The 26,429-nt window shown below is 52.0% G+C and carries 19 protein-coding genes; 4 read left to right on the forward strand and 15 right to left on the reverse strand.

Features of this window, described 5'->3' with window-relative positions:
- Window positions 1–7: 7 nt before the first annotated feature.
- The 5 genes from EFA69_RS10405 to EFA69_RS10425 all read right to left on the reverse strand — a co-directional run bounded on the left by EFA69_RS10405 (window position 8) and on the right by EFA69_RS10425 (window position 9,941).
- A complete protein-coding gene (locus EFA69_RS10405) occupies window positions 8–1,471 on the reverse strand; it encodes a DUF5009 domain-containing protein (RefSeq protein WP_123133013.1) in 1,464 nt (487 codons plus the stop codon).
- Window positions 1,472–1,718: 247 nt separating this feature from the next.
- A complete protein-coding gene (locus EFA69_RS10410; RefSeq protein WP_123133014.1) occupies window positions 1,719–3,095 on the reverse strand; it encodes an alpha amylase family protein in 1,377 nt (458 codons plus the stop codon).
- Window positions 3,096–3,207: 112 nt separating this feature from the next.
- On the reverse strand, window positions 3,208–4,860 hold the full coding sequence (locus EFA69_RS10415) for a RagB/SusD family nutrient uptake outer membrane protein (protein WP_221175709.1): 1,653 nt from the start codon (window positions 4,858–4,860) through the stop codon (window positions 3,208–3,210).
- 53 nt (window positions 4,861–4,913) lie between these two features.
- The gene (locus EFA69_RS10420; protein ID WP_183906744.1) at window positions 4,914–7,958 is read right to left on the reverse strand and encodes a SusC/RagA family TonB-linked outer membrane protein; all 3,045 of its coding nucleotides are present in this window, start codon (window positions 7,956–7,958) and stop codon (window positions 4,914–4,916) included.
- A 108-nt stretch (window positions 7,959–8,066) separates the two neighbouring features.
- On the reverse strand, window positions 8,067–9,941 hold the full coding sequence (locus tag EFA69_RS10425) for an FAD-dependent oxidoreductase (protein ID WP_123133017.1): 1,875 nt from the start codon (window positions 9,939–9,941) through the stop codon (window positions 8,067–8,069).
- Between the two features lie 210 nt (window positions 9,942–10,151).
- Here EFA69_RS10425 and EFA69_RS10430 point away from each other — a divergent pair, with 210 nt between their 5' ends.
- Window positions 10,152–11,378, forward strand: coding sequence for an ROK family transcriptional regulator (locus EFA69_RS10430; protein WP_123133018.1), 1,227 nt, complete (start codon window positions 10,152–10,154; stop codon window positions 11,376–11,378).
- A 203-nt stretch (window positions 11,379–11,581) separates the two neighbouring features.
- Here the strand turns inward: EFA69_RS10430 and EFA69_RS10435 are convergent, their stop codons facing one another.
- The 9 genes from EFA69_RS10435 to EFA69_RS10475 all read right to left on the reverse strand — a co-directional run bounded on the left by EFA69_RS10435 (window position 11,582) and on the right by EFA69_RS10475 (window position 22,835).
- The gene (locus EFA69_RS10435) at window positions 11,582–13,864 is read right to left on the reverse strand and encodes a beta-N-acetylhexosaminidase (protein ID WP_183906745.1); all 2,283 of its coding nucleotides are present in this window, start codon (window positions 13,862–13,864) and stop codon (window positions 11,582–11,584) included.
- A gap of 37 nt (window positions 13,865–13,901) precedes the next feature.
- A complete protein-coding gene (locus tag EFA69_RS10440; protein ID WP_123133020.1) occupies window positions 13,902–14,579 on the reverse strand; it encodes an SGNH/GDSL hydrolase family protein in 678 nt (225 codons plus the stop codon).
- 90 nt (window positions 14,580–14,669) lie between these two features.
- On the reverse strand, window positions 14,670–15,782 hold the full coding sequence (locus EFA69_RS10445) for an SGNH/GDSL hydrolase family protein (protein WP_123133021.1): 1,113 nt from the start codon (window positions 15,780–15,782) through the stop codon (window positions 14,670–14,672).
- Between the two features lie 15 nt (window positions 15,783–15,797).
- A complete protein-coding gene (locus EFA69_RS10450) occupies window positions 15,798–16,973 on the reverse strand; it encodes a copper amine oxidase (RefSeq protein WP_123133022.1) in 1,176 nt (391 codons plus the stop codon).
- A 324-nt stretch (window positions 16,974–17,297) separates the two neighbouring features.
- Window positions 17,298–17,789, reverse strand: coding sequence for a DUF4112 domain-containing protein (locus tag EFA69_RS10455; RefSeq protein WP_123133023.1), 492 nt, complete (start codon window positions 17,787–17,789; stop codon window positions 17,298–17,300).
- Window positions 17,790–17,834: 45 nt separating this feature from the next.
- On the reverse strand, window positions 17,835–18,434 hold the full coding sequence (locus EFA69_RS10460; RefSeq protein WP_123133456.1) for a GNAT family N-acetyltransferase: 600 nt from the start codon (window positions 18,432–18,434) through the stop codon (window positions 17,835–17,837).
- A gap of 141 nt (window positions 18,435–18,575) precedes the next feature.
- Window positions 18,576–20,210: an L-glutamate gamma-semialdehyde dehydrogenase gene (gene pruA, locus EFA69_RS10465; protein ID WP_123133024.1), complete on the reverse strand. Its 1,635-nt coding sequence runs from the start codon at window positions 20,208–20,210 to the stop codon at window positions 18,576–18,578.
- A gap of 902 nt (window positions 20,211–21,112) precedes the next feature.
- Window positions 21,113–21,940, reverse strand: coding sequence for a metallophosphoesterase family protein (locus EFA69_RS10470; RefSeq protein WP_245964541.1), 828 nt, complete (start codon window positions 21,938–21,940; stop codon window positions 21,113–21,115).
- 154 nt (window positions 21,941–22,094) lie between these two features.
- On the reverse strand, window positions 22,095–22,835 hold the full coding sequence (locus EFA69_RS10475; protein WP_123133025.1) for a nucleotidyltransferase family protein: 741 nt from the start codon (window positions 22,833–22,835) through the stop codon (window positions 22,095–22,097).
- Between the two features lie 340 nt (window positions 22,836–23,175).
- Between EFA69_RS10475 and EFA69_RS10480 the strand changes: the two genes are divergently transcribed.
- The 3 genes from EFA69_RS10480 (at window position 23,176) to EFA69_RS10490 (ending at window position 24,342) form a co-directional block, all read left to right on the forward strand.
- The gene (locus EFA69_RS10480) at window positions 23,176–23,601 is read left to right on the forward strand and encodes a hypothetical protein (RefSeq protein ID WP_123133026.1); all 426 of its coding nucleotides are present in this window, start codon (window positions 23,176–23,178) and stop codon (window positions 23,599–23,601) included.
- Between the two features lie 10 nt (window positions 23,602–23,611).
- Window positions 23,612–23,812 carry a helix-turn-helix transcriptional regulator gene (locus tag EFA69_RS10485; protein WP_123133027.1) on the forward strand — a complete coding sequence of 67 codons (201 nt, stop codon included), beginning with the start codon at window positions 23,612–23,614 and terminating at the stop codon, window positions 23,810–23,812.
- 125 nt (window positions 23,813–23,937) lie between these two features.
- Complete coding sequence (locus EFA69_RS10490; RefSeq protein ID WP_123133028.1) at window positions 23,938–24,342, forward strand: hypothetical protein; 405 nt, start codon at window positions 23,938–23,940, stop codon at window positions 24,340–24,342.
- 27 nt (window positions 24,343–24,369) lie between these two features.
- On the opposite strand, the gene EFA69_RS10495 is transcribed toward EFA69_RS10490, so the two are convergent.
- Window positions 24,370–26,406, reverse strand: coding sequence for an ATP-binding protein (locus tag EFA69_RS10495; RefSeq protein ID WP_123133029.1), 2,037 nt, complete (start codon window positions 26,404–26,406; stop codon window positions 24,370–24,372).
- Window positions 26,407–26,429 lie beyond the last annotated feature (23 nt).

Genomic DNA, 26,429 nt, shown 5'->3' on the forward strand with positions numbered 1-26,429 from the left:
AAGGAAGCTAGGTGCGCCAGAACCAGCCTTTGCGGGTGGTAAAGGCCGTCACGGCCACCACGGCACCGGTAATCACGAAGGTCTTGACCACGCCCAGATACACATTGGCCTCGCGCAGGGAATCTAGCCCCTCAGAAAGGTGCGTGAGCGCCAGCAGCGGAGACACCAGAAACCCAGCGGCCACGTACGCCACCATGGGGTTCTGGCCCGACTGGATGATGGATTTCCAGAGCAGGTTCTGGGAAAGTTTCTGGGAAAGCAATTCACAGAGAATGTAGGCAAAAAAGGCCAGGCCGCTTGTTAGAAACCAGAAGCTGTAAGAAGACGGGTCTTTCTTGATGCCGCCCTCATACGGTTCAAATGCAAGGCCTAAAAACAGGAAGAACACGCCCCAGCCGAAGAGTTTCTGGAACAGTTGCTCCTGCACCGTGGCCGGTTTGCGCAAAAGCCACAGCCCCGCCCCACTTAAGAGCGCGTCCAGTGCCAGCGTTAACCCAATCTGCCGGGTATAGAGGCCGTATAGATTTACTATTATAAAAGCGAAGCAAACCAAGCTCAGCAAGCCTTTAGAAACACCAGCTCCGGCGGAAGGCTCTGTGCTACGGTACTTCACCAGCAGATCACCCAGCACCGAGCCCGGCAGCACAATGCAGAGGTATTTCAGGAACATGAACTGGTACATCCACTTCACTGACGGGTGAAAGTCCCAGATCGCGCTGGTCCAGCTGCCTTCCAGGTCATGCGTGAGCCTAATGGCGGCAAAAAACGCCAGCGCGCCCATGCGCAGCAGCAGGTTGTTTCTGGTCAAGATCCAGATGATGGACCCGAACACCGCCATGTTGGCCAGCACCACAATGATGATGTCGTTGCGGCTTTTGTCAAAGGTGAAGTCGGTGAACATCAGGTGCGCGCCCAGCAGTGCCGCAATTAGGGCAAAACCCGCTATTTTCAATCCTGTTGCTTGGCCGCTGCCCAACTTTGGGAACCGCATGAACACCAGGAAAAAACACCCGAAGGTGAGCAGCGAGGTCAGTTGGTTCACCCAGCCCGGCCCTTGCAGCCCGAACCAGCTCAAGTGCCGGATTACCAGAGCAAAGAACAGCAGCAGCGCCCCGCGTTTGAGCACGTTCAGCAGCACCTCAGACCATTGCCCCTGCTCCAGTTTCTTACCCATGGCCAGCGGAAACGCCGCCCCCATGGAGAACAGGAAAAACGGGAACACCAGGTCTACCCACGTAATGCCGGGCACCTCTGGGGTATAAGTGAAATTGGGCGGCCCCACCTGCGCATGGAACATCCAGCCCGGCCACGGGGCCTCATGCGGGAATACCCCGGAGAACACCATGCCAATAATAGCCAAACCCCGCAGCGCATCTATGCCCAACGCCCGTGCAGCCGCAGGCTTCCCCACAGCAGCGGGAGCTTCAGCAAATGATTTTGTTTTAAGGGTTGGAGTGGCAAGTAGAGCCATAGCGAACAGTGTTTAAGGCGTGGGGCTTGGGTCTGGTAGGCTACTATTCTGTTTCTGAATTCCCTCTAATTGTCACCCTGCCCGGCCCTGGCTAACAATGGCGCCATGTGTGGAGAGCGCCCGCTGTTGACCAGCAGCTTCGTGGCAGGAATGACAATCAATGCGAGGAATGCGATAAATCGCTTTGCGTTTAGGGGCTCTTTTTTCAAAAACGGCCCCTAAACGCAGCTTCAAGCTTTTGGTTTGTTTATTCGGTCAGGCCGCGTTTCAGCTCAGCCCACCAGCCTTCATTGATCACGTGCACAATGTCAAAGACCATGGCCCCATCAGACTTGGCGCGGCACATTTTCAGGGCTTTCACAAATTGCTCCGGGTGGCCAATGTATTGGTCCACGTACACACCGGCGTACACCGGCACTTTGCCTTTGGTGATCTTCATGGCCATTTCGGCGGAGCCTTCCACGGTGTACCAGTCTTCTTTGCCTTTGCCCTGGCCCGCCTCGGTGCGGTTCACAGTGTTCACGTCAATGTTCTTGGCTTCAGACTTGGCTACCTCAAAGTAGTAGCTGCCGGTGGTGTACAGGTCCAGCGCCTCGGCGTAGCCGAAGTTCTTGTAGTTTGGCGTGGCCCAGCTGTAGGTCTGCGACGGGTCATACTCCTTGCTGGCCCAGTTCACGCCCACTTCATAATATGTAGGGTACCAGGAGCCGGTGTAATCCCCGAAGATGAGTTTGGGGTTAATTTTCTTGAGCTCTGCACGGGCCTCGTAGATAAAATCATGGATGACCTTGGCGCGCCACTCAATCCACTGCTTGTACAGCGGGCCAGGAACGCGTTCGGGCTTGCCGTCTTTGGTCTTGGCGTCTTTGGAGTAGGTGTAAATGTCTGCCGGGAAGTTGGCTACGGCTTTGCCGATGTATTTCTCAAATAGCTTTCTGGAAGCGTCAGAGAAATCGGCCTCAATGCCGTCATAGCGCACGCGGTCCAGCACCACCCCGTCCAGCTTGGGGTATTTGCTCACCAGTTCCTTCAGGATGGAAAGCTCGTATTTCTGCACCTCAGGCAAAGCCGGGTTCACCATAGCCGAGTACTTGTGCTTGAGGGTACTAATAAGTTTCATGCCCTCAGCAGTGTAATTCAATGACTGCCAGTTTTTCTTGGCCGGGTCTGTGAACACCGGTCCGCGGCTGAAGTGGTTGTGGCCCGCCACGAAAATATTGGTGGAGGCATGAACGGTCATGCCCAGTTTGTGCGCCTCTTCAATGAAAGCAGTGAGCAGATCAAATTTCTCAGTTTTGGTAAAGCCCGCCCACTCGTTCATCACGGGTGCAATCTGGCTGGGGTACAGCACCTCCCCGGAGATAGGCTTCACGTCCACAATCACATCGGTCACGCCCGCATCTTTTGACTTAGCCAGATAGTACTTCACGGAATCCTGGTAAGAGAACCGCTTAAAGTTGGCGGTAGCGTCAAAGTACAGCAGGTTGCGGCCTTTGGTGTTGCCCATGGGATTGGTATTGGCTTGCGCCGAGGGGGCGGCGGTAGAGGCAGCCTGCGGTTTAGAGCACATGCTCAGGGAAGCCATCAAAGCAGCCCCAATCACCGGTAAAAAGATCTTCTTCATGTAAGCGAATGTTAAAACAGAATTTTACAGAAAAGCGCCGCCATAGCGCTTCAGTGGTATTTCCCGTTTAGGGGCTCTTTTTGGAAAAACAGCCCCTAAACGGGAAACCAGATTAGTTCCAGCCGTCGTTCTGGCTAAGGGTTTTGCTCAGGTCACGCTCACGCTGCGGAATAGGCAACAGGTAATGCTTGGCCTCAAAGAGGCGGTTGTCCCGCTTGAAGCGCAGGGCCGCAGAAGCCGTATAGTCCGGAATGCTGTTCAGGTCGTGCTTGTCAGAGAGTTTAAAGTTTGGCGTGGCCGGCACGTTGGCGGGGTTCAGCGCGGCACCGTACACGGCACCCGGCATCACCAGCTCAGCGATCTGCCAGCGGCGGATGTCAAACCAGCGGAAGCCTTCCAGAGCCAGTTCCACGGTACGCTCCCGGCGCACCAGTTCCTGCAACTCCCGTTGGTTGCCCGCAATGGAGCCATCCACATTCGGCTGACCGGCTCTGGCACGTACTTTATTGAGCGCGTCAATCACCGTATTATCGATCTGGCCCAGTTCAATTTTAGCCTCGGCGTAGGTGAGCAGAATCTCAGCGTAGCGCATAAAAATCCAGCTTACTTTGGAGGTGAAGAGCGTTTCATCTGAGAAGCTGTACTTGGCCCACAGATAGCCCACCCCGTTTTTCACCGGTCCAAACGCATTAGTGAAGTCACCGTTGGTTCTGGACACCCAGTTGCCGTTCTCAAAGAATTTGGTGTTGTCACTGTAAATGTTGTAGACGGCAGTCTGCTTGTTCTCTGTGATGGTGTCTCCGTGCATCACCACGGTGTATTTTAAGCGCTGGTCGCGGTTGAGGCGCGGAGCAGTTGGGTTATACACCTGAGACTCGTCTATGCGTTTGCCGTCTTTGCCTTCAAACATATCTACCAACCGCTGGGTTGGGAAACGTCCCGACTGCCCGCCCAAGCTTCTGGAGCCGTGGCCAAGTGGCACATAGGTAATAGAATTGGTGTAAGCATCTGAGTACAGGAGCTCAAACATGATCTCTTTGTTCACGTTTGCATTCTGCCCCGCGCGGGTAAACAGGTCCTGGAATCTAGGGTTCAGATCAAGCCCGGCATTTGCCATCACCAACTGGGCACTGGCGGCAGCCGTCTCGTAGTCTTTGTTGTAAAGCGCAATTCTGGCTTTTAAACCATAGGCTACGGCTTTGTTGAGCCGGCCTCTTTCCTTGGCGGTCCAGTCCAGGGCTGCGGCTGCTTCGTCCAGTTCTTTGTAGAGGAAACTCACTACTTCAGCCTTGGGCGTGCGGGTTTGGGTATAGAACTCCTCGGGCTGCAGCGGTTGGGTGATCAAAGGCACGTCACCGTACATGAACACCAGGTGGTAGTAAGCGAACGCTCTCAGCACCCGGGCCTCGGCCTGAATTCTGTTGTAGGTAGCTTCCGCCACATTGCCCTTGCCTGCTTCCATGCCGGCAAGCAGGTTGTTGGCCCGCTGTATGGACGTGTAGGCGAAGTTCCAAAGGCTGGAAACCGAACCGTTGTTCACATCAAACACTCCGGCGGCATTGCCTTGGTTACGCTCTATCCCAATATCAGTCCAGTGGTCAAAGAATACCTGGAACGGAACGGTGGCACTCTCCCACCTGATGGAACTGTACACGCCGGTGAGGCCAGCGTTCATCTCTACCTCAGTGGCGAGGAAAGTGGCCGTGGTGGGGGTATCTAATGGTACCTGGTCCAGAAAATCATCGCAGGCAGGCAGCAAAGACATGGACAAGCACAAACTCGCTATATATAAAACCTTTTTCTTCATCTTCTTAGTCCTTAGAATTTGATGTTCATCCCGAAGGTGAATGTTTTCATGATAGGGTAGAAATCACCGGTGTTGTCATTGATTTCCGGGTCAAAGCCTGGGTAGAAGTTATCCCAGGTGAAGAGGTTCTGGGCGCTGGCGTAGAATCTCCAGGAGCTGATTTTCACTTTCTGGGTCAATTCTTTGGGCAGGGTGTAACCTAATACCACGTTTTTCAACCGCAGGTAAGCGCCAGACTTGATCCAGTAAGAAGAAGGCCGATAGTTAGGATTGTCAGACACGTTCTTGATGCTCAGCTGTGGGTAAGCAGCCCCTGGGTTCTCTGGGGTCCAGAAGTCTTTCTGGAACTCATACATGGTACCCTGGAAACCACCGGAGTAGAACGGCTGCACACCAGTACCAGACATGTAGTTGTCACGCTTGCCTATGCCCTGGAAGAAAATAGTGGCGTCAAAACCTTTGTACTGAGCGGCAAAGTTGGCACTGTACTCATAGCGTGGCATGGAGTTGCCCAACACTACGCGGTCATAGGTGTCAATCAAGCCATCCGGGATTCCGTTAGGGCCGCTCACATCGCGGTATTTCACGTCACCGGGCTTGTTGCCAGCAATACGCGGTGAGGCGTTTACTTCATCCTGGCTCTGGAACAGGCCTTCGGCGATGTAGCCATAGTAAGAATTGTAGGCATAGCCCTCACGGCCAATCAGGTTTCCGGTCACGTACTCCTGGCCATTCAGGTTGGTCACCTCGTTTTTCACATCTGAGAGGTTGGCCTGTATCTGGTAGTGGAAATCGTTGATGTCATCTTTCCAGGTCACGCCCAGTTCCCAGCCCGTGTTGCGCATAGTACCTGCATTCACATAAGGGGCGGCGGCGCCTACGTAGTTAGGAATAGGAATGCGCTGAAGCATGTCCTCAATATCGCGGCTAAAATAATCGGCGGTGATGGAGAGTTGGTTGTTCAGCAACCCGAAGTCAGCCCCAATGTCAAAGATTTTGGAGGTCTCCCACAGAATGCCCCGGTTTGGGGTATCTAACAGCACATAGCCTGGGCTAACGGAGTTATTGAAGAAGTAATTGTAGGCGTTACCGGCAGCATACGAAGGATAAGTTGGGTAAAACCCGAAGGTGCTGCTGCCCAGGTTCTGGTTGCCCAAGGCACCGTAAGAAGCCCTGATTTTAGCCTCGTTCACTACGCCAGAAATCCCTTCCCAGAAATCTTCCTGGGAAATACGCCAACCGGCAGAGATAGACGGGAACATGCCCCAACGGTTTCCATCCTGGAATCTGGAAGAGGCATCCCAGCGGCCGTTCAGTTCCAGCAGGTATTTTTCGTCATAGTTATAGGCTACGCGGCTGTAGAGAGACACCATGGTCTGGCGTCTGGCACCAGACAAAGCTATCTGCGTGGCAGGGTCGCCGCTGCTGAGGAACGGAAGATCCGGGGTCAGCAGATTGGCGCGGGAACCGTTGATGAAACTATAGATATTGTCTTCTGTGCTAAAACCGCCCAGCAGGGTAAGATTGTGTTTCCCGAAAGACTTGTTGTACGTAGCCTGGGTACGGAAAAGGTCTTGCCCAATATCTGTAGACATGTCTGAGATAGAGGTATTAGGCGGATAGAGGGTTTTTAGTTTCAGTACATTGTTCACCAAGTCCGGCTCATACACCTGATATTGCTTGATAAGGTTAGTACTCCGCTCATTGGCTCTGTTAATGCTGTAAGTGGCAAATAATTCTAAGCCCTCAATAGGAGTGTAACGCAAAGTACCGCTGATGATCCTGGAATTGGTGATCTTGTCATTAAACCCTGAGGCCTCTGCCTGCGCAATGGGGTTACGGTTTTCCCAACCGGCACCGTACTCACCGGTGTTGAATCTGCCGGGCACGTAAGCGGGCAAACCAATGGCCTGCCGGATGAGGAACCCTGGAGACGAATCTCCCGGCCAGGTTCTGTCACCACGGTTCATGACCAAGTCCATGGAAGCCGTCAACCCTTTGGCCAGTTCCATGTCAGTATTGAACCGGAAATCTATCCGTTGGTAATTAGTATTTTGGGTAAGTCCGTTCTGGTTAAGATAAGAACCAGAGGCGAAGGTTTTGATTTTGTCTGTTCCCCCGGTGAGGATGAGGTTATGGCTCTGCATAGCGCCGTTGTTAGACAGCACTTCATCTACCCAGTCTGTATTGAAGAGAGAGAAATTGTCTGGTCCGGTAGCCTCATACCGGGCGATGGCATCTGTGAAAGAAGGCCGGTTGCCGTCGTTCACCTGCGCAATGTCAAAATACTTCATGTGGTCCAGGGCATTCACCTTGTCTGGCATGTTGGTGGCTTTCTGCCAACCGGCGTACATGTTGTACTGCACGTTAATGCCCTTGGCGCTGCCCCGCTTGGTAGTGATGAGCACCACGCCATTCGCTGCTTTTGAACCGTAAACCGCCGCGGCGGCAGCGTCTTTCAGAATAGAAATGCTTTCAATGTTGTTGGGGTCAATGGCATCTAAGCTCATCTCCACGTTGTCTACCAGCACCAACGGATTGCTGCCGGCGGCAATAGAACCTAGTCCTCTGATTCGGATGGTGGGCGAATCACCGCCCGGCAAACCTGATTGCTGCTGTACGTTCACCCCGGGGGCAATACCCTGTAAGGCCAAACCGGTAGAGGCCACGGGACGCTTAGTCAACTCCCCTCCATCTACCACTGATACCGAACCAGTCAGGTTCACCTTCTTTTGGGTGCCATACCCTACCACCACCACTTCTTCCAGGGCCTTGGCAGAAGTTTGCAGCACAATGGTCACCGGGCTGTTCCCCTGTACCGTCACTTCCTGTGACTCATAGCCAATATAATTCACCACCAGCACCGGATTGGCTTCTGTCACTTGCAGACTGAAGCGGCCCTCCACATCTGTAGATGACCCGTTGGTGGTTCCTTTCACAATCACGGATACTCCTGGTAGCGGCTCTTTTGCCGCATCTGTCACTACTCCGGAGACGGTTCTACTCTGCGCCAGTACGCCAGAGGACACGCAGAGTAACATAAAAATGGGAAGCATGAGGGCAACCAGTAGTTTTTTGCAAGTTGCTCCTCCTGGAGTGTTTACCATTATCTTTTTAATTAGGCGTGAGAAATTTGTGCAGTAAGCGGTGTTATTAGGTAAAGATTATATTCCTTGCCCTGCCAGATGACCGTCAAAATTGATCTTGAGGGCAAACGGGTTTAAGAGACGATCTACCAACAGTGCAGCTTCGCGGCGGTTTAGCTCCAGCTCTGGCGCGGCAGCTCTATTAAGTTTCAGGGCTCCATATTCGGCGGCCACTTTCTCATAGGTAATAGAGGTATTCACCGTGGCCAGAATTTCACCCAGGAACTTGAGCGTAAGATTACTGCCCGAGGCTTGGAAGGCTTTCAGGGATTCATAGTAAGGTTTGAGACCAGATACCAGTTCGTATTCGCTCACAGGGCGCTCTGGATAGAACCAGGTTTGGTTCGCCCATTTGTAAGGCAGACCCGTTCCTTTCAGAATTCCGGTAGCACCTATGCGTTGCAGGGCGGCAAAATGCGGGTCTTGCGGCTTCACGTCAATGTAAGGCATGAGGTAGGCTTTGGAGTCCAGCAGAGCCTGCTGCACTTCTCTGATGTTCACCTCACGGGGCTGCACGTTGTTTTTAAGAGCCACTGCTGCCAAAGCTCCAGCCGCCTGCCCAATTCCTAATACTACCGGCTGCAGACGGGTGGCTCCGTTCACGATATTGGTCACGCCAATACTTTTTTCGGCTACAATCAGACCGTCTACGCCCTGCGGGATCAGGGACCCCAGCGGCACGTTGTAAGAAGGCACCTTGATTTTCACAAAGTCAATGGCCGGGGCGTTGGGGTTCTTGAGGTGGTGGTGGTCAATGGTGTAATCGCCCACGGCTACCCCGGTGCGGTAATAGGCTTCTTTCTGGTCAAACGGCTGGGACACGTGCTGCAACGCGAAACGAGCCAATGCCTTTACCCTTCTTGATTCACGGTGGTACGGAATCATCGGCATTTTATCGGAGGTAGGGAATTCATCATCGGCAATTCCCAGGTTCTTGAAGCCTAGTTCGGTTTGCAGGTAGTACAGGAAGCGGAGCGTATGCAGTTTGGCTTCTTTCAGGGCCTCGGTGCGTTCTGCCGGAGTTTTCTCTATAATGTTCAGGTAAATATCATTGCCGCACTTAGGCCAGTTGATCATGTACTTGTTGTTGGGGAGCTTGCTGTAGCCCATCATCTGGAGGCAGTTCTCGTTAGGTCCTCCATCGGCGGCTGGGTCAGACACATCACAGGCACAGTCAAATTCCTTTGGGTTGTAGCCCGCGGGTTTCTTGATGGTTTTGTTTGCGCCTTTGCCGTAGTCTTTCAGCACCACCACGTAAGTCATATCCTGAATGATGTCATTGGCCTGCTCTGGGGCAAACTCCTCACCGGTGTCATGTTTGCTGTCCATACCAATGTCATATTTGGCACCGGTTTTGGCCATCACATCGCCTAGTTCAGTGGCGTCTATCACCAGTTTGGCCTCAATGGTGCGTTTTTTCTTTCCGTTTTTCACGGTTACCTGCCAACCAGTGCCGTTCTTTTTCACCTCTTGCCAGGTGGTGTTATACCAAACTGTCAGGTTCTTCTCATTGGCCAGCTCTTTGAGCAGCTTGTTGCCAATGCTTGGCTCAAACAAGGTGTTGCTTACCCAGCCCGTCTCTACCGCGGCAGGTCCGCCATAGTGATTGTACAGCTTCTGCCGGAACTCTCCCCACAAACCAGACGGCATCTGATGGTTTCCGTCAATGGCGGCCACCCCGGCGGCCGTAAGCATACCGCCTAGCCAAGGAGTTTCCTCCACAATCAATACCTTTGTACCCATTCTGGCAGCCTGCACCCCAGCGGTAGTACCGCTGGCGCCTCCGCCAATGATCAATAAATCGGTCTTTACTACTTGCGCCTGCACCAGACAAGCACAGAATATAAAGCAGATAAACGCTAGAAAAGAGTAAGCTTTGGGTTTAGTTAGCATGAGCAAGAATATTTACTACCAAGGTAATTATTTAAATTAATAAATTAAAAAATCTTATTAAATATTTTTATTAAGTGAGCTTCTTCGTAATAAACTTCTGCTTTATTAAATTGCTAAGTATTCAATATTACATATAGTACTTGGCCGGAGCATTTGAACCTATTAAAGCAGCTGCGGCAGAATTCATATCCACTATACAACATTCAAAAGATGACGAGAACTTTCTTTGAGGAAATTAACAGTGACAGTCCAACCGGGGTAGCATTCAAGAATGTGAACCTTAAAAAGAAAGTTATTTCTTATTTCGCCAATACAGGGAACGCCACCATTGCAGAACTGGGCAAAGAACTGAACCTGAGCGTACCCAAGGTTACCAGCTTGCTGAACGAGCTCATCCAGGACGGACTGGTACAAGACCACGGCAAAGTAGATTCTACCGGCGGAAGAAAGCCCAACGTATATGGCCTGGCTCCGGACTCAGCGTTTTTTCTGGGCATTGAGGTAAAAACGCACCATATTAATATTGGCCTTACCAACTTCCAGAAAAGCCTGGCCAGTGACTTTAAGCAGTACCCGTACAAACTGGTCAACACCCGAGAGTCTCTGGACGAGCTTTGCCAGATCATCAATGGGTTTATAGAAGAGCTGCCTATCTCCAGAGAGAAAATTTTGGGCATGGGCATCAACTTATCTGGCCGTATCAATTATACCCAAGGCTACAGCTACAGCTTCTTCCACTTTCATGAAGACCCGCTGAGCAAGATCATTGAAAATGCTGTGGGCATCAAGGTCTTTCTGGAGAACGACTCCCGCGCCATGGCCTACGGCGAATTCTGCTCCGGTGTGGTCAACAATGAGAAAGACGTCCTGTTCCTCAACCTGGACTACGGGATAGGGATGGGCATGATGATGAACGGCCAGCTGTACTACGGCAAGTCTGGGTACTCCGGTGAATTTGGCCATATTCCCCTTTTCCAGAACGAGATCATCTGCAACTGCGGCAAGAAAGGCTGTCTGGAAACCGAAGCCTCTGGCTGGGCGCTGGTGGAAATGTTCAAGGAACGCCTCAGAGACGGCGCCTCCTCCCTGGCCCTCCGCGACAACGTGCAGCCCGAAGACCTTCGGCTAGATGATATTATTGCCGCTGCCCACAATGACGATGTGCTGGCCATAGAACTCATTGCCAAAATTGGCGAGAAGATTGGCAAGGGCATAGCGGTGCTCATCAACCTCTTCAACCCCGAACTGGTGATTTTAGGCGGCAGCCTTTCCTCTACCGAAGACTACATTCTGCTGCCCATCAAGAGTGCTATCAAGAAGTACTCGCTTAGCCTGGTGAATAATGACACGCAGCTGAAAGTCTCCAAACTGGGCGAACAAGCCGGGGTGATTGGCGCCTGCCTGCTGGTGCGCCACCGGCTGCTCGCGCTGGAATAGTCCCAACCACATTTCCGTCCCATCATTACAAAAGCCGTTTAGGGGCCGTTTTTCAAAAAACAGCCCCTAAACGGCTTTTGGTAAACGTGTCTTTGTGAGTGCAGAAAATGTCTGCTCTTCAGATCCTGTACCTTTTCTAGCTGTTACACCAGGAATAGGCAAGTCTAAGTTCTTCCTCTGGAAGTTAAGTTCTTAGAACGGCTTTACTTGACCATGATCTCATCGGCCTTGAGGTAAGCGCCACCGCCCGCTCCCGGATGCCCTGGCGGACAAACGCCTATGTTCTTCGCTCTGATTTTAATGTAGCGCGTTTTTTTAGAAGCTGCCTGATGGGAGAATTCCTTTACCAGAGGTTTCTCCAATGTAACGGGCACCGTGTGCTCCTGGGGTTTGGCCACTGAGAACTTCTTGTCATTTCCCGCCACCTGAAACTCTACCATCGTCGGCAGAAAAATCCATGAGTTCACGTCCTGCAAAAACCGGATGCTCACTTCTTGCACCACCTGCTCCTGTCCCAGATCAATGACTGCCTCCAGGTCTTTCCGCTCAAAGCCCTGCCAGAACCCTTTTCGGTAATCCTGATCTCCCAGAATGCCGTCAGTGAGAGCGTTGGGGCCTCCCCCGGGATAAGCCGGGTGGTAGCTGTGGGTGAAAACCGGTGTTTTATACAAAGCCAGATGTTTCACAAATGTAGCCTCCACGGGCTCATTCCAAGGTTCCCCGTTTTTGAAAGGCACTACTTTGAGCGTGGCCGAAGTAGAGAACTGAACGGGCGGCCCGGTGTACACCGGCGCCGAAAGCGTGGGAACCGTACCATCTAGCGTATAATGCAGCGCCACATTAGCCAGCCCCGGCTGTAATTGCACCTGGAATGTTCCGGCCGCCTGATCATACCGCGGCTGAAGGATTACCGGCCAAGTCTCAAAGCCATACCGCACCCCAATTTTGTCTAGGTAAGCGTAATGGGCCGGCAACCGGCGGGCAAAGTCCTCAAAGGGAACCGTTGGTTTAGACTGCCACACATTCTGGGAAAACGCCAACAGACGGGGAAAAATCATAGCGTCTACTTTTTCCTGGGGCACGGTCTCCGTCCAAAGCGCGGCTTCCGACCCCAGGACTAAAGACTGCTGTGCGGCCGGGGCATCTGGGGGAATGATGGGCGTTTCCAGCACTTTCCGGAGATTAGTAATGCCGCTGTTAAGGTCAAAGTAAAAGCTGCTGCGCGGCGAAACAATGACAGCAGCCCCTTTACCCAGCGCTTCTTTCACGGCTCCTACCCCGTGCCAGGCCTGCACCGTCGTTTCAGACCCAATGCCGCCCTTCATGACTTCATCCCAGGCTACGGGCTTTTTGCCGTGCTTCCGCAGCGTAGCCAGCATTCTGCGGGTGAAATATCCTTGCAACTCTTCCTCATGGGCAATGCCTTCCTGCTTCATTCGTGCCTGGCATTTAGGGCATTTTTCCCAACGGGCCTTAGGGGCTTCGTCTCCGCCTATGTGCACGTATTCTGCCGGAAATAAGCCTGCTACCTGCGCGAACACCGCCTCCAGAAAGTCATAGGTCTTCTCATTTCCGGCGCAGAGAATATCTGGATGCACCCCAGCATGATTGGATACTTCAAAGGGGCCGCCGGTGCAGGAAAACTCCGGATACGCCGCCAAGGCAGCCTGCACGTGCCCCGGAGCGTCTATTTCAGGTACAATGGCAATGTGCCGCTCCTGCGCGTACGCCACCAGCTCCCGTATGTCGGCGGCGGTGTAGTAGCCGCCGTGCCGGGTCCCCTCAGGCTCCTGGCGCCAGGCGCCCACCTGCGTTAAACGGGGGTAACCCGGAATCTCCAGCCGCCAACCCTGGTCATCGGTTAGGTGCAGGTGCAGGGTGTTCAGTTTGTAGAACGAGAGCAGGTCTATGTAGCGTTTGAGGAAATCTTTGGACATGAAATGCCGGCTCACGTCCAGCAACAAGCCGCGCCAGGCAAAAGCCGGCTCGTCTGTGACAGTCATCGCCGGAACGGCAAAAATGTTATCTGCATTGGGCTCATTTAATCTAACCGCCAACATTTGCCGCAGGCTTTGCACCGCCCAAAACAAGCCTTTCCCCGTTTTGGCTTCGCAGATGATTGAAGTAGGAGTCACGGAAAGCGTGTAACCTTCCGGCCCCGTCTGCAATTCTGAGTTTAGCCTGAGGACGATAGCATTAGCCGCTTTCCCTGATTTGTTTTCTACCTTCAGCGCTAGCCCCAAGGATTCTTGCAAGGCCTGCGCCAGGAATTGCGCTGTTTGGGTCACTTCCTCAGAGGTAACCTGTACCTGAATACGCGTGGATGCCTTCAGCTGAAACGCTCCCTGCCCCAGCTGCAACTGCCGGGGGTACGGGATCAGGTCAGGAGCGGCAGCGGCAAGATCAGCTGTGTTTTGCGGCGGTGGGGGAACAGACCGGCAGCCCAGGCCACCCCATAGTGCCAGCAGCAGGAGCAGCGCATACATCCTCCCAGACCTTCTCTGCCCAATCCTCATCGTATGCTTATTTCTTCAGGTGTGGCTTGATGATTTCATTCCAGATGGCGTAACCGGCCGGGGTCATGTGCAGGCCGTCGCCAATGTAGAGTTCAGGCTTGGGTTTTCCGTCGGTGCCCAGCATGGCGGTTCCCACGTCTACAAACTTCACGTTGCGGTGCCAGAAAGCGTAGCGCTTGATCTTCTTGTTGGCCTCCTGCATGGTAGGGTACAGATTCCAGCGGGAGATGCTGGGCTTAATAGACAGGTACACCAGCTCCGCCCTAGGCAGTTCCTTCTTCATTTTCTTCGCAAAGCCCTTGAACTGCTCAAAGGTCATCTCGGCGGTTTTGCCGCTGGCTACGTCATTGTCGCCGGAGTAGAAGAACACCTGCTTGGGCTGATACTTCTTCACAATACGGTCAAAGTAGTAGGTGGCGTCGCCTATGCGGGAGCCCCCGAAGCCGCGCATGATGATGGGATAATCTGGGAACTCCTGCGGCAAGTTGCGCCAGCCCCTGATGGAGGAACTTCCAGTAAACACAATTCCGCCTGGGGCGGGCATGTTGGCGCTGTCACTCTTTTCAAAGGCCTGTATTTCTTTTTCCCAGGCCGCCGGATTATCTGGTTTCTGGGCCAGCGCCGGCAAAGAGAAAACGCTTAAAAACAACAGAAGCGCGGCAGCAAAAGAGAATTGTCTGATCATAGGATGGTATAAAGTTAGTTGAAACGGTAAAGGCGTTTAGGGGCCGTTCTTGGAAAAACAGCCCCTAAACGCAAACCGGAAAGCTAAGAATTATTTGAGTTTGTTTTTCTTGTCTATGGTTTTGATTTCTTTCACCAGCGCGTTGGCTAAGTGCGTGAAGCCTAAATCTGTGAGGTGGATACCGTCTACCGTGCCTTCTCCGTTGGGGTTCACCAAATCTTTGGTATTGCGGTAATACAGCTTTTTCACGCCTTCAGCGGCAAGTTGCTCATAGGCTTTGCGCAAGGCCTGGTTCTTTTTCTGCACCACATCGGCTACGCGCTGGTCTATCCAGACGTGGGCGTAGGTGATGCTCTCCACCAGCAGAATGGGCGTGTCTGGCCTTTTGGCTTTGAGCAGCCGCACCACCTCCAGGGTTCTGGGTTGCACTTCCTCCGGTTTCATGTTGGGCAGGCAGTCCAGGACGTAGAGCGCGGGGTCCAGTTCAGCCAGCAGATTGGCCATGGCGGGATCCATTTTCCCGTTCCCCGAGAAGCCCAGGTTAATGGTTTCGCGGTTCAGGCAGCGCCCGATGATGGACGGGTACGCCATCCCGGCCCGGGTGGCACACGCTCCCTGGGTAATGGAGGTGCCGTAGAACACGATGGGTTTCTTCTCATATGGGGCGGCAGCCGATATGCTGGCGCCGTTCTCTACCCCAATAGCCACTGAATCTACGCCGTCATACAAGGGCAGATAGAGCAGAAATTCCCGCTCGCCGGGCGCCATGTTGGTCACCACCTCGGCTTCATTTTTCTTGCCCGAGGGTTTGCCCACGCCTACCCACTGCCACCCCTGAGGGCTGCGTGCGTACAGATCCACGCCTTTCACGGCCGTGGCGGCCATGTGGTTGAGGCTCACGTTCCCGCGCACGCTCCACTTTACTTTGATGCTCTTGGAATTGGAGACAAAGCGCACATGCAGCCCCGCCGAGTTCTGCCCCAGCCGCCAGACTTCCTCAGAGACAACTCCCTGGGCTTTTGCCGGAAGGCGGGTGAAGGTTTGCGCCAGTTCTTCCCAACCCAGGCCCCGCACGCCAAACTGCTGCGCGGCGTGCCATTGCGTAGCCGCGGTTTTCTCTTGGCCCGGTGCCGTAGCGCCCCCCGCGGTGTAAACCATGCAGAGCAGCGCCAGCAGGAAGCCAAATTTGATACTTCTGTTCATACTAAAACGGCGGTCTTATTTCATGTCTACTGGTACAAAAATAAGCGGAGTGGGCAGACAAGACGCGCCCGGGGGCGAGTACGTGAATTTTATGGTCTGCTCTTCCCCGTTGGCCGCCGGCGGGAACACCTGAATCACAATGGCCTCCGGGTCTTTCTTGGTGTTGAGGCGGTCGCTGGGCAGTTGTATGATACCGGCGTCAAACTTGCCTTTGCTCATGACCATGGTAGCCGCCATACCGCCGCACCACTGGTTGTCGTCGGCGCGGGAGTTCCAGGTGACCAGGGCCAGGCCTTTGCCGTCTGAGCTTTTCCACTTCATTTCCACCTCGTACATCACGCCGTAGTTTCCTGCCAGGGTAGCCACCTGGTCGCGGGTGCTCTCGTGGCCTTTCACCCAGGGGTCTTTCTTGCCATCGGCCATGATGATTTCGGCGGGGCCGTTTTTGGTATCCAGCACGCCTTCTGTGATGACGCGGTAATTGCTTACCCCAAACACGCCCCGGCCTGCGCCGCTATGGCCTTTGGGCGGCAATATTTCCTTGATTCTGGCCAGCGCGGCCGGTCCTGAGGTTTTCAGATCGGTCTGGATCACGCTCACCTGACCGGGCTGGTCAATCACGAACTCATAGAAACCGTGCACCAGCTCATCGTACTTCACCACGTTTTTCTCCAGCTGCTCGTCAATGGCCACCACCTGCCCCGGCTTAATGGTCCTGATTTTCTTTTCGGGCTGGGCCGCGAAGAAATCGGCGAGGCCCTGCTTGCCGGCCAGGAAGTAGTTGGTGGTGGGCTTCTGCGACGAGTACTTGAGCATGCGCAGGTGCATGTCTGCGGTACCAGTATTTTTGATGACCGTGGTGATTTTGCGGTCTATCTTCTGCGGCTCTTTCACGCCGTTCACGTTGTAGACGTACAGGCGCACCGCCCCGGGCTGCACCGGCTCCTGAAACGCGATGGCCTCGGGCACTCTGATGTATTCGGGGTCATCTGAAATGAGGAACTGCGGACCCGGCTGCACAATTTTCTGGTACTCAATAGACCGGAAATTCTGCTTCAGGAAGCCCGGCAACTCCACCACCGCCCCTTGCTTGCTTTGCAGGATGGCCTGGTTTAACTTAGGTTCTAAAGACTGGGCCTGCACATACCCAGACACGCATAACATGAAAAGCAGTTTGGAGACTTTCTTCATAGAAAAAGGACAGAGGCTTTAAAGGATGAATGGCAAGGCAGCACCCACGCCGCCTATTGCTGGATAAATATAGAAGATGTAGTTATTAAATAAAATTAAAATGTGTTTATTCTTTTTAAATTTTTAAACACAAACCTATCCACCCTGCTAATAACCCTGCAAAAAACCGCCTCTCCTGTTTAGGGGCTCTTTTTGGAAAAAGAGCCCCTAAACAGGAGAGGCGGTTCAGCAGTAGTTTTTTATTTCAAGCAGCGCCCCATCCGGCGGAGCCATCTATCATTTACGTTTAGGGCCTCTTTTTTGAAAATTAGCGCCAAACCAGCTTTACCAAGCCGAGGAAGCCCAGTACCACAGGAAGTTCGCCAGTTTCCAGAGGCCGTACAGGAGCAGCCCGAAGAGCACCAGAAAACCCACCAACACCGCCAGCACAAAACCGGTGCCTTTGCCCTGGTACTTGCCCTCCTGGTAATGTTTTCGCAGCAGCTCCACGTTGCGCTGGTTTGCTTTGTACCCGAAATCAAACAGCCAGCCTACCACCGGAATGCTGCCAATGACGGCATCCAGGAAAATATTGAACAGCATCCTAATCACCAGCGCGCGGCTGGCCCCGTGTTTGGCCATGGTCATAACCAACACCCCCGACATAGCGAAGGAAGTCATGTCCCCCACCACGGGCAGCAAGCCCAGGATAGGGTCCAGCCCGAACCGGAACTTGGTGCCGGGCAGCAGGAACTGGTTATCCAGCAGTTTAGAGAAAGAATCTACCCACTTGAGGCGTTCATCCAGGGAGGAAACCGGTGATGTGTTCTGGTTCATAGAAGCGTACGTTTCTAGGGCATACGCAGAACCGCCCCCGCAGGATTATGCAGGGAGCCTTGGCTGCAGCAGGTTTTCCAGACGCTCCTTCACCTGCGGCCACTCCCGGTCAATGATGCTCAGGATCACGGAATCGCGTACGCGGCCCTCTGAGGTGATGATGTGGTTGCGCAGCACGCCTTCCTCTCTGGCCCCAATCCGGAGCATGGCCCGGTGAGAGCGTTTGTTCAGGACATCGGTTTTCAGCGTGACCCTGATGCAGCCCAGCTCCTCAAAGGCGTGCCGCAGCAGGAGGTACTTGGCCTCAGTGTTCACGGCCGTGCGCTGGTAGGCGGGAACAATCCAGGTCCAGCCAATCTCCAGCCCGGCATTGGGCACATCTATATTCCCGAAACGGGTACTGCCCATGAGCGCCCCGGTCTGCGGGTGCACCTGCACGAAGGGCAAACCAGCACCGGCTTCCTGCTGCTTCAGCGCCGCGCGCACATAGGTGGCCATGTCTTGCGGGGTACGCAGCACTGTGGTGCCCAAACGCCAGAGCTCCTCCTCCAGCCCCACGGCAGCCAGTGCTGGAATGTCACTTTCCTGTAAAGGGCGCAGGATGACGTGCTCCCCTTGCAGCGTCACCGGAACGGGTGTTTTCATGGCAGTCATTTTTATTTAGGGTAAGGTAAAGGCTTTGCTTCGCATCTAAAACACCAACCTTCTCTAGGTTAGGCCTATTTACAGAAAAAGAGCCCCTAAACGGTGGGGTTTAGGGGCTCTTTTTCTAAAAACAAGGCAAAACTATTTGTCGCTCTGCAGGAACGGGTAGCGGTAATCTACCGGCGGCACAAACGTTTCTTTGATGGTGCGGGCGCTGGTCCAGCGCAGCAGGTTGAGCATGGAACCGGCTTTGTCATTGGTACCCGAGGCGCGGGAACCGCCAAACGGCTGCTGCCCCACCACGGCACCGGTAGGCTTGTCATTGATGTAGAAGTTACCGGCCGCGTGGCTCAGCTTTCTGGTGGCCAGTTCTACGGCGTAACGGTCTGTGGCGAAGATAGCGCCGGTGAGGCCGTACGGCGAGGTCTTGTCCACCATCTCCAGGGTCTCCTCAAACTTCTCGGCATCATAGACGTGCAGCGTGAGCACCGGCCCGAAGAGCTCTTCGCACATGGTCACGTACTGCGGGTCTTGCGCCACAATGATGGTAGGCTCAATGAAGTAGCCCACGCTCTTGTCATAATTGCCTCCGGCGATGATCTCCACGGAGTCATCGTTTTTGGCGGCGTCAATGTACCTGGCCAGCTTGTCAAAGGATTTCTCATCAATCACGGCATTGATGAAGTTGCTGAAATCTTCGGGGTCACCCATTTTGAAGGATTTCAGGTCTTCCACCACGTACTGCTTCACATCGTCCCAGAGGTTGCTGGGAATATATGCGCGCGAGGCCGCCGAGCATTTCTGCCCCTGGTACTCAAACGCCCCGCGGGTAATGGCCACGGCCACTTCTTTCGCGTTGGAAGACTTGTGGGCCACAATAAAGTCTTTTCCGCCGGTCTCACCCACAATGCGCGGATAGCCGCGGTACGTGTTGATGTTCTCGCCAATGGTTTTCCAGATGTGGTTGAACACGCCGGTGCTGCCGGTAAAGTGGATGCCCGCAAACTGACGGTGACGGAAAATCACATCGCCGGCCTCAGGACCGTCTACATACACCAGGTTGATCACGCCGTCTGGCAGACCCGCCGCCTTGAACAGCTCCATGATCACGTTGGCAGAGTAGATCTGCGTGTTGGCCGGTTTCCATACCACCACGTTGCCCATCATGGCCGGGGCGGCGGGTAGGTTGGCGGCAATGGAAGTGAAGTTGAACGGCGTTAAGGCAAACACAAACCCTTCCAGCGGACGGTGCTCCAGGCGGTTCCACATGCCGGGCATAGACTCGGGCTGCATTTTGTAGATGTCGGTCATGTACTTCACGTTGAACCGGAAGAAGTCGATCATCTCGCAGGCGGCGTCAATCTCGGCCTGGAACGCGTTCTTGGACTGCCCAATCATGGTAGCGGCGTTCATGCGGGCCCGGAATGGTCCGGCCAGCAGGTCGGCGGCTTTCAGGAAGATGGCGGCGCGGCTTTCCCAGGGCATGGCGGCCCACTGTTCACGGGCAGCCAGTGCGGCGTCAATGGCCTGCTGCACGTGCTCGCCGGTACCGTAGCTGTAATGCGCTACTACGCGCTTATGGTCATGCGGAGGCGTGAACGGCACTTTGTTCTCAGTGCGCACTTCCTGCCCGCCAATGTACATGGGAATATCCAGTTGCTGCTCGCGCAACTCATTATATGCTTTTTGAAGCTCTTCTCTTTCTTTACTGCCTGGTGCGTAGCTCTTCACAGGCTCGTTCACCGGGATAGGAACATTGAAAAATCCGTTAGACATATGCTTTGTTGGTTTGGATACAAATAAACACTTGAGCAGCAAAGGTAAGGCTTAGAGAGGGAAAAGGCTAACCGCGGTGAGGATGACCTTGTTCTCTCTTTTATTGCCTCCGGCGGAAGCTGCGGAGCTGCAATTTGAGCCTTTTCTGTGTACGTTGTTGGTTGTTTCTGTTGTTGACTGATGCTGTTGTTGGTTGATGCCTTGGAGTAACCGCTTGCCCGTGGGTTCATGAACTTTACTATTCCATCTTTGGCGGTAAGCGCTCACGGCCGCGGGGCCCCGTCTTCCCCTCTCGCACTGCCCTTGCGGCCAAGGAATGCAGCTTCCTCTTAGTATTGCCTTTCTGTGGCCACAAGCGAGGCGCTCTAGGGAAAGACTGGAAATGGTGCGGGTAGCAGAGGCTGTTGGAGCTTGGAGGCGGAAGTGGTGCAGATGTAAACCCACCCCAACCCCTCCAAGGAGGGGAATTTATTGCATAGCGGAAGCAATACAGAATTGTTGTTTATTTGGGCGTAGAGGCAGCAGAAGATTTACTCTTGAACGGACTGCTTAAGCAATTTTCCCAATCTAGCAGATAATTCCCCTCCTAGGAGGGGTAGGGGTGGGTCCAACCCGCCTCCCGCCGCGCTACTGTCTACTCAAAAGACCTCGCAGCGTCCGGAGGACCTGCGAGCGTCTGCGCCTTTTCCCCTCTATGGCTACTTCGTCCCAAACCAAGCCAGAACCAAACTCTGGACTCAGAACTCAAGACTCAGGACTTGTTTCAATCTACAGGCGTCTGCACCGATTTGCGTTTAGGGGCTCTTTTTCCAAAAACAGCCCCTAAACAGGAAATCCTTTTACCTACTTCCCCAGGAAAGTGCGGCAAAAGGATCTCTATTGGTTCATGGCCGAAGTGGCTTTTACACATCAAACAGGAAAAACGGTAGGGCAAAGCCGGCTTTTTGGAGGATGGGTTTGGCCACGTTGAAGACTTTCACCCCGTTGTGCGTTTCCCCTTCCAGCGTTCCTACGTGGGCGTGGCCATGGAAACAGGCCAATACGTTTTGCCGGTCTAGCGGCTCTGCCAGACGGGAGCAGCCTAAAAACGGATGAATGGCTTCTGGCTCACCCTCTACCGTGGCTTTGATGGGCGCGTAGTGCAGCACCGCAATTTTCTTAATGCCGGGGTGCTCAGTGTCTAACCTCGCCAAACCGGCCTCCAACTTAAGGGCTTCGTCTACGGCTTCCTGCACAAAGGCTTTGTTACTGGCTTCGCCGAACATGGAGAGCATGTATTTGTCAAAGCCGCCGCCAAAGCCTTTTACTCCGGCAAACCCTACGTTCTTGATCACTACAGCCTCCCCGTCCAGGAAGTGCACATTGTCGCGCAGGAGGCAGTCTCTGATTTTCTCGTGCTCGTGCTTGTCATGGTCATGGTTGCCCAGCACACAGACTACCGGAATGGTGCAGGCCCGCATTTCCTCGGCCAGCACTTCGGCCTCCTTGGCGTAACCGTGGTCGGTGAGATCGCCGCAGAGCAGCAGCACGTCTGCCTGTTCAGAAACCACTTTGAAAAAATCAACCCACTTGCCTTTGTCTGTTTCGCGCACATGAATGTCGCCTACGGCCGCAATCCTGACGGGCTTGGGCGCCGCTTCTGCGGGCGCTGGTGCCTCCGTAGCTTGTGGGGCAGGTTGCATGGGCTGAACGGGCTGTGGCGTAACGTAGGGTTGCGGTTGTTGTTCCATTCTAGTTTAGAGTTTAGACGCTAGTCAATAAAGGTTAGACCTCTTGTTTGAGTCATATCATACGGGAGAAGAACGGGCCTTGGTTTAAACCAGATGCTCGTTCGCTCCTTTCTTATTGAAGATCAAACCTCTAGAATCTAACATCCGGCGTCTGCTAAATGGTCATGATGGTCATGGCTTTGAAGCCCCACTCCGTTACGGCAGGGGCGTACTGCGTTTGGTCAATGAGCAGGCCTCGGCATACTTTCTCTGTGGGCGGCGGCATGTCAAACTGTTCTTTGGCCCGCAGCAGCAGTTCGTCAAACAACCAGCGCGGAATGATGTCTCGCTCGCTTGGGTACACGAACTGGAAAGACAGCAGCTGCGCCAGCACCAGTTGCCAGTGCTGCTCCAGGGTCTGCAGAATGCGTTCCCAATCCATGAGGTGGCCGTGCCGAAGAATGAGGTGGTTCAGGTCTGAGCCGTCATAACGCTCCCGGTTCTGCACGTAAATCTTGCAGCGGAACAGGTCTTCGGCGGAGATGTATTTGACCGGCACCCCAAACTCGGTGCCTTCGGGCGCTTTCCGGAACCAGCCATCGTTCACGGGGGTGTTGTTGCCGGGGTTGTTGAAGATGAAGTCTACGTACTTGCCGTCTTTGTAGGCTTTGGCCAGCCAGCGGGCGTCCACCAGTTCGGTCTTGAAGCCTTCATCTGAGAAGATCTTGAGCAGGCGTGGGCAGTCGCCGGCCTTGCAGAACACGTCCATGTCTTTCATGGCGCGCTGCATGCCCGTGTACTGCCTGAGGGCGAAACCGCCGCCCATCAAGAAAGGCAAGCCGCTTTCATGCAGCATGCGCAGGGCCTGCGGGTAAAATTCCTGGGCCACCTCAGGGGCCATATCATCCAGTTCCATAGTTGTCTGTTGTCTTGATAAATAGAAGATGTGGCTGCGTTCACAACCGTTGCACCACCGTGTACCGTGGCAGGCGCGCCGCAGGGCCGCACCCTAGAAGACATAGTGGTATAGCATTTACTCAATCCTTGGAAAAATGTTATCCAGAATGAGCTGCTCGTGATCAGAATGCAGAAAAATCCTGTTTAGGGGCTGTTTTTCTGAAAACGGCCCCTAAACGGCTTTGCGATCCTGCCGCGGTTTCTATCAATGATTAGGGAAGACAGAAGAAAATAAATGTAAAGAGACTCTTGCTTTATGTAAAGTTTACATTACATTTAGATAATTAAACTTTACCTCTATGACGCTTCGTTTACTTCCGCATTATTTTAAGAAGATTGGGCTGATTTTGTTTGTTGGCGCCAGCCTGCCAGATTTCATAAGGGGCATTACCAGTGGCTACTATGATTTTCACCAGGCCAGTCCCAGCGGTGACACCTCGTTGCTCCCGCTACCGAGCCAAACCCTGTGGATTCTGGAAATCATAGCCATTCTGGGCATTGTATTGTATGCCATGGCCAAAGACAGGATCCACGACGAGCTTTTGCAGTGGCTCCGGATGGAGGCTATTGAAATCACTTTCTTCCTCACAGTAGTGATTGTGAGTATTGGCTATTTCTTCAGCCATGGTTTCAGGATACATCCGTCTTACCTGATCAATCTTCAACTCATTGTTTTCCTGATCATTTACTACGTCAAGAAGCAGTCTATCACTTCTGCTAATTAGTCCGGCCTCCATGACAAACTGTATGAAAGTGGAGCGGGCGCGGCACAACCTGTCACAGGGCGATTTGGCGGAGAAAGTAGGAGTTTCCCGGCAGACCATCCACGCCATTGAGAACAAGAAATTCGTGCCCTCGGCGGTGCTGGCGTTTAAGCTGGCGGCGGCGCTTCAATTACCGGTAACTGAGCTTTTCCAGTTGGAAGAAGGCGATTGACTGCCGGAAACTCCGTTTAGGGGCTGTTTTTCTGAAAACGGCCCCTAAACAGAAGCTCTGTTTTCTCTTGCCTTTCGGCCTAGGCTGCGTAAGTTTGGGCGTTTCACCAATAGAAGAAGCACGAGATGTCTGGAAAGAAATTGAAATATGCCTTGATCGCGGTGTGCGCGGTGCTGATGTTCTGGTTCATGAAAGACGCCTTCACCCAACCCGGCGTGCAGGACCTTCAGGGCGATTTTGAGGAAGTAGCCCTCTACCGCAACGAGAATAATACCGGCCCCATCCAGCGCATCTATGCCGTGACCGTGGCAGACACGCTCTGGGAGCAAATGCAACAGTACGGCGACTACATGCCCCACACCAAATACGGCACCACCACCGTCTACTTTTTCCCGAAAGGCCAACCGGCTCCGGAGAGCGTCACTCCCGGCGAGAAGAACTTTGACGCCCAGTTTCAGCCGCAGTGCCTGGCCGTGTACCAGAAAGACGCCATGGGGCAGGTGAGTCTGGTGAAGTGGCCGTTCAGGTAGTTAGACAATCATAAAAGAATAAATCCCTTACGAATACTTGATACCTAACTTATCAAATAAAATTTGATTCCTTTGTTGAGAATCCATCAACATCTTATCATAAGATATAACTTCAAAATAGACATTCATCTCAGTATTAAAATGGAAATACCCTGCCTCATCTGCTGTCTTCTGAAATGAATATCTCCTCAATGAGCTTTGGATTTTATCTGTTATATCACAAATAATATATGCGAAAAATTTACAATTTTTTGTAACATTAATAGGTCTTCCAGCTGGATCAAAAGCTTTTCCATCTTGTATCTCTTCAACATAATTGATAACTTGTTGAACAGGATCTTGATTAGCAGAGTAGTAGTTCCTCATAGGTCGTTTAAACTCAACGATAACCATTGATGAATATACACTACTTTTTTTGTCAATGTAAGCAACGGGCTTATCAAAGCCAACCAATATATCAGGCCTACTTCCATCCTTTCCCTGTTTATTCTCATGTAAAGGTAAATCTGATGCTAAAAACTTATGGTAAGAAAGCTTCTCATCAATTATCCATAAATTTTGATGATTATAATCAATACTTTCAGAATCATTTTTCATAGGAAACAGGAGATTATGCACTTGAGATTCATACTCATATTCACCGTTTTCTTTTTTTGACAATATTTTCTCAAACAGAGACAGAATTAATTTTCTATGAATCACATAATCAGCCAAATCTGTTTGCCCTACTGCATTTACTTTTGCTACAACGTCACTAAAATTCTTCTTATACTCTTCTATTCTGTCTGGGTCACTTAAAGGCTCATCTATTTTCAAGATTCCATTTAATTGTTTCTTAGCTTCTTCTGAAATTTTATTTTTAATCTTATGAAGTTCTAAATCGAGCTTATCGGAACTTAGTCCTGGTTTTACTTTATCTATGTGCTTCTGAAACTTTAATAAAGAACGATATTGCGGAGCTTCTCTCAGTACATAATCTTGGATATGATCTAATTTTTCTTTTCTAATGGAATTAATATCAGGCTCAAGAAAGTTATAAATTGACTCAACGGTCAGATTCCTTATCTCTTCTAATGAAATTAAATAAGATTTTGCTGCACCTTCCTTTTCTGGAAGAATAAATTGTGTACGCTCATTATTAACATTATGATCAAGATACACGCTTTTGACAAGTACATATAAATTATAGTACAACCCGCTTTCGGTATTATAAACAGGCTTGTACATATCTGGAAAATATTTCTTTAATTCATCAGTTGTAACTACACGATCATTAGCGCACAAAAAAAGTTTATGATCGGCTGTAAGGTTCAAGGCCTTTAACCTTACAAATGCTACTTCAAATGCAATATTTTCTAACACAAAAGAATCAGCATCAGTATCAATTAAAAAATCATTTTGAAAACGTTTATTTAGATTCAATTGTATAGAGTTTCCATCAAAATCTTCATCAACGATCACAAATTCTGGACATGATTTATCTACAAAAGAAACTAGATGATGACTTATAACCTGATCAGCAATGTTCTCAAGATGTATTGGGAAAGAATTTATATATTCAGAATTTATTCCGCATAGCTTTATGATTGTCCCTACTTCCTCAGCAGGAGCATCTTCAATTGTTTCACTAGAAATAGGATTATCTGAATTTTCAAACCTAAAAATTCTCATCTTAAATTCACCTATTTGCTCAAGATAGGTGCTTTCTACTATCACATAGTCAAAAACCTTAAGCCAAGTAAAACGACCTACCCCTTTACCGCCTCTCGCCGCTTTATAAGTTGATTCTGACTTCAAGAATGACTTAAAGTTATTTTCATCGAATCCAATTCCATTGTCTTTTATTTCAATACTCTGAATTGGGGCTACCAAGCCATTGTCTCCAATGACACTCTTTTCTTTAGCTCTTTTCAAAGTTATAGTTACTTTGCCATTATGGCATTTTCTATCTTCTATAGCATGAATTGCATTCATAGTAGCCTCAAATACAGCAAGAACTCCATCATTTTGTGACAACTTTAGATTGCGGAGCTTTCCAGCAACATCAGTTACAATTGTAGCCATTATATTCTGCTTAGTATTTAGGT

Source organism: Rufibacter immobilis, assembly GCF_003721565.1.
In the GTDB taxonomy this organism is placed as follows: domain Bacteria; phylum Bacteroidota; class Bacteroidia; order Cytophagales; family Hymenobacteraceae; genus Nibribacter; species Nibribacter immobilis.

Excerpts from the sequence above, each read along its gene's own strand:
- EFA69_RS10480 (WP_123133026.1), top strand. The coding sequence starts at position 23,176 with ATGACGCTTCGTTTACTTCCGCATTATTTTAAGAAGATTGGGCTGATT.
- EFA69_RS10485 (WP_123133027.1), top strand. The coding sequence starts at position 23,612 with ATGACAAACTGTATGAAAGTGGAGCGGGCGCGGCACAACCTGTCACAG.
- EFA69_RS10450 (WP_123133022.1), bottom strand. The coding sequence starts at position 16,973 with ATGAAGAAAGTCTCCAAACTGCTTTTCATGTTATGCGTGTCTGGGTAT.
- EFA69_RS10445 (WP_123133021.1), bottom strand. The coding sequence starts at position 15,782 with ATGAACAGAAGTATCAAATTTGGCTTCCTGCTGGCGCTGCTCTGCATG.
- EFA69_RS10475 (WP_123133025.1), bottom strand. The coding sequence starts at position 22,835 with ATGGAACTGGATGATATGGCCCCTGAGGTGGCCCAGGAATTTTACCCG.
- EFA69_RS10410 (WP_123133014.1), bottom strand. The coding sequence starts at position 3,095 with ATGAAGAAGATCTTTTTACCGGTGATTGGGGCTGCTTTGATGGCTTCC.
- EFA69_RS10470 (WP_245964541.1), bottom strand. The coding sequence starts at position 21,940 with ATGGAACAACAACCGCAACCCTACGTTACGCCACAGCCCGTTCAGCCC.
- EFA69_RS10460 (WP_123133456.1), bottom strand. The coding sequence starts at position 18,434 with ATGAAAACACCCGTTCCGGTGACGCTGCAAGGGGAGCACGTCATCCTG.
- EFA69_RS10440 (WP_123133020.1), bottom strand. The coding sequence starts at position 14,579 with ATGATCAGACAATTCTCTTTTGCTGCCGCGCTTCTGTTGTTTTTAAGC.
- EFA69_RS10435 (WP_183906745.1), bottom strand. The coding sequence starts at position 13,864 with ATGTATGCGCTGCTCCTGCTGCTGGCACTATGGGGTGGCCTGGGCTGC.
- EFA69_RS10495 (WP_123133029.1), bottom strand. The coding sequence starts at position 26,406 with ATGGCTACAATTGTAACTGATGTTGCTGGAAAGCTCCGCAATCTAAAG.
- EFA69_RS10415 (WP_221175709.1), bottom strand. The coding sequence starts at position 4,860 with ATGTCTTTGCTGCCTGCCTGCGATGATTTTCTGGACCAGGTACCATTA.
- pruA (WP_123133024.1), bottom strand. The coding sequence starts at position 20,210 with ATGTCTAACGGATTTTTCAATGTTCCTATCCCGGTGAACGAGCCTGTG.
- EFA69_RS10420 (WP_183906744.1), bottom strand. The coding sequence starts at position 7,958 with ATGCTTCCCATTTTTATGTTACTCTGCGTGTCCTCTGGCGTACTGGCG.
- EFA69_RS10425 (WP_123133017.1), bottom strand. The coding sequence starts at position 9,941 with ATGCTAACTAAACCCAAAGCTTACTCTTTTCTAGCGTTTATCTGCTTT.
- EFA69_RS10430 (WP_123133018.1), top strand. The coding sequence starts at position 10,152 with ATGACGAGAACTTTCTTTGAGGAAATTAACAGTGACAGTCCAACCGGG.
- EFA69_RS10490 (WP_123133028.1), top strand. The coding sequence starts at position 23,938 with ATGTCTGGAAAGAAATTGAAATATGCCTTGATCGCGGTGTGCGCGGTG.
- EFA69_RS10405 (WP_123133013.1), bottom strand. The coding sequence starts at position 1,471 with ATGGCTCTACTTGCCACTCCAACCCTTAAAACAAAATCATTTGCTGAA.
- EFA69_RS10455 (WP_123133023.1), bottom strand. The coding sequence starts at position 17,789 with ATGAACCAGAACACATCACCGGTTTCCTCCCTGGATGAACGCCTCAAG.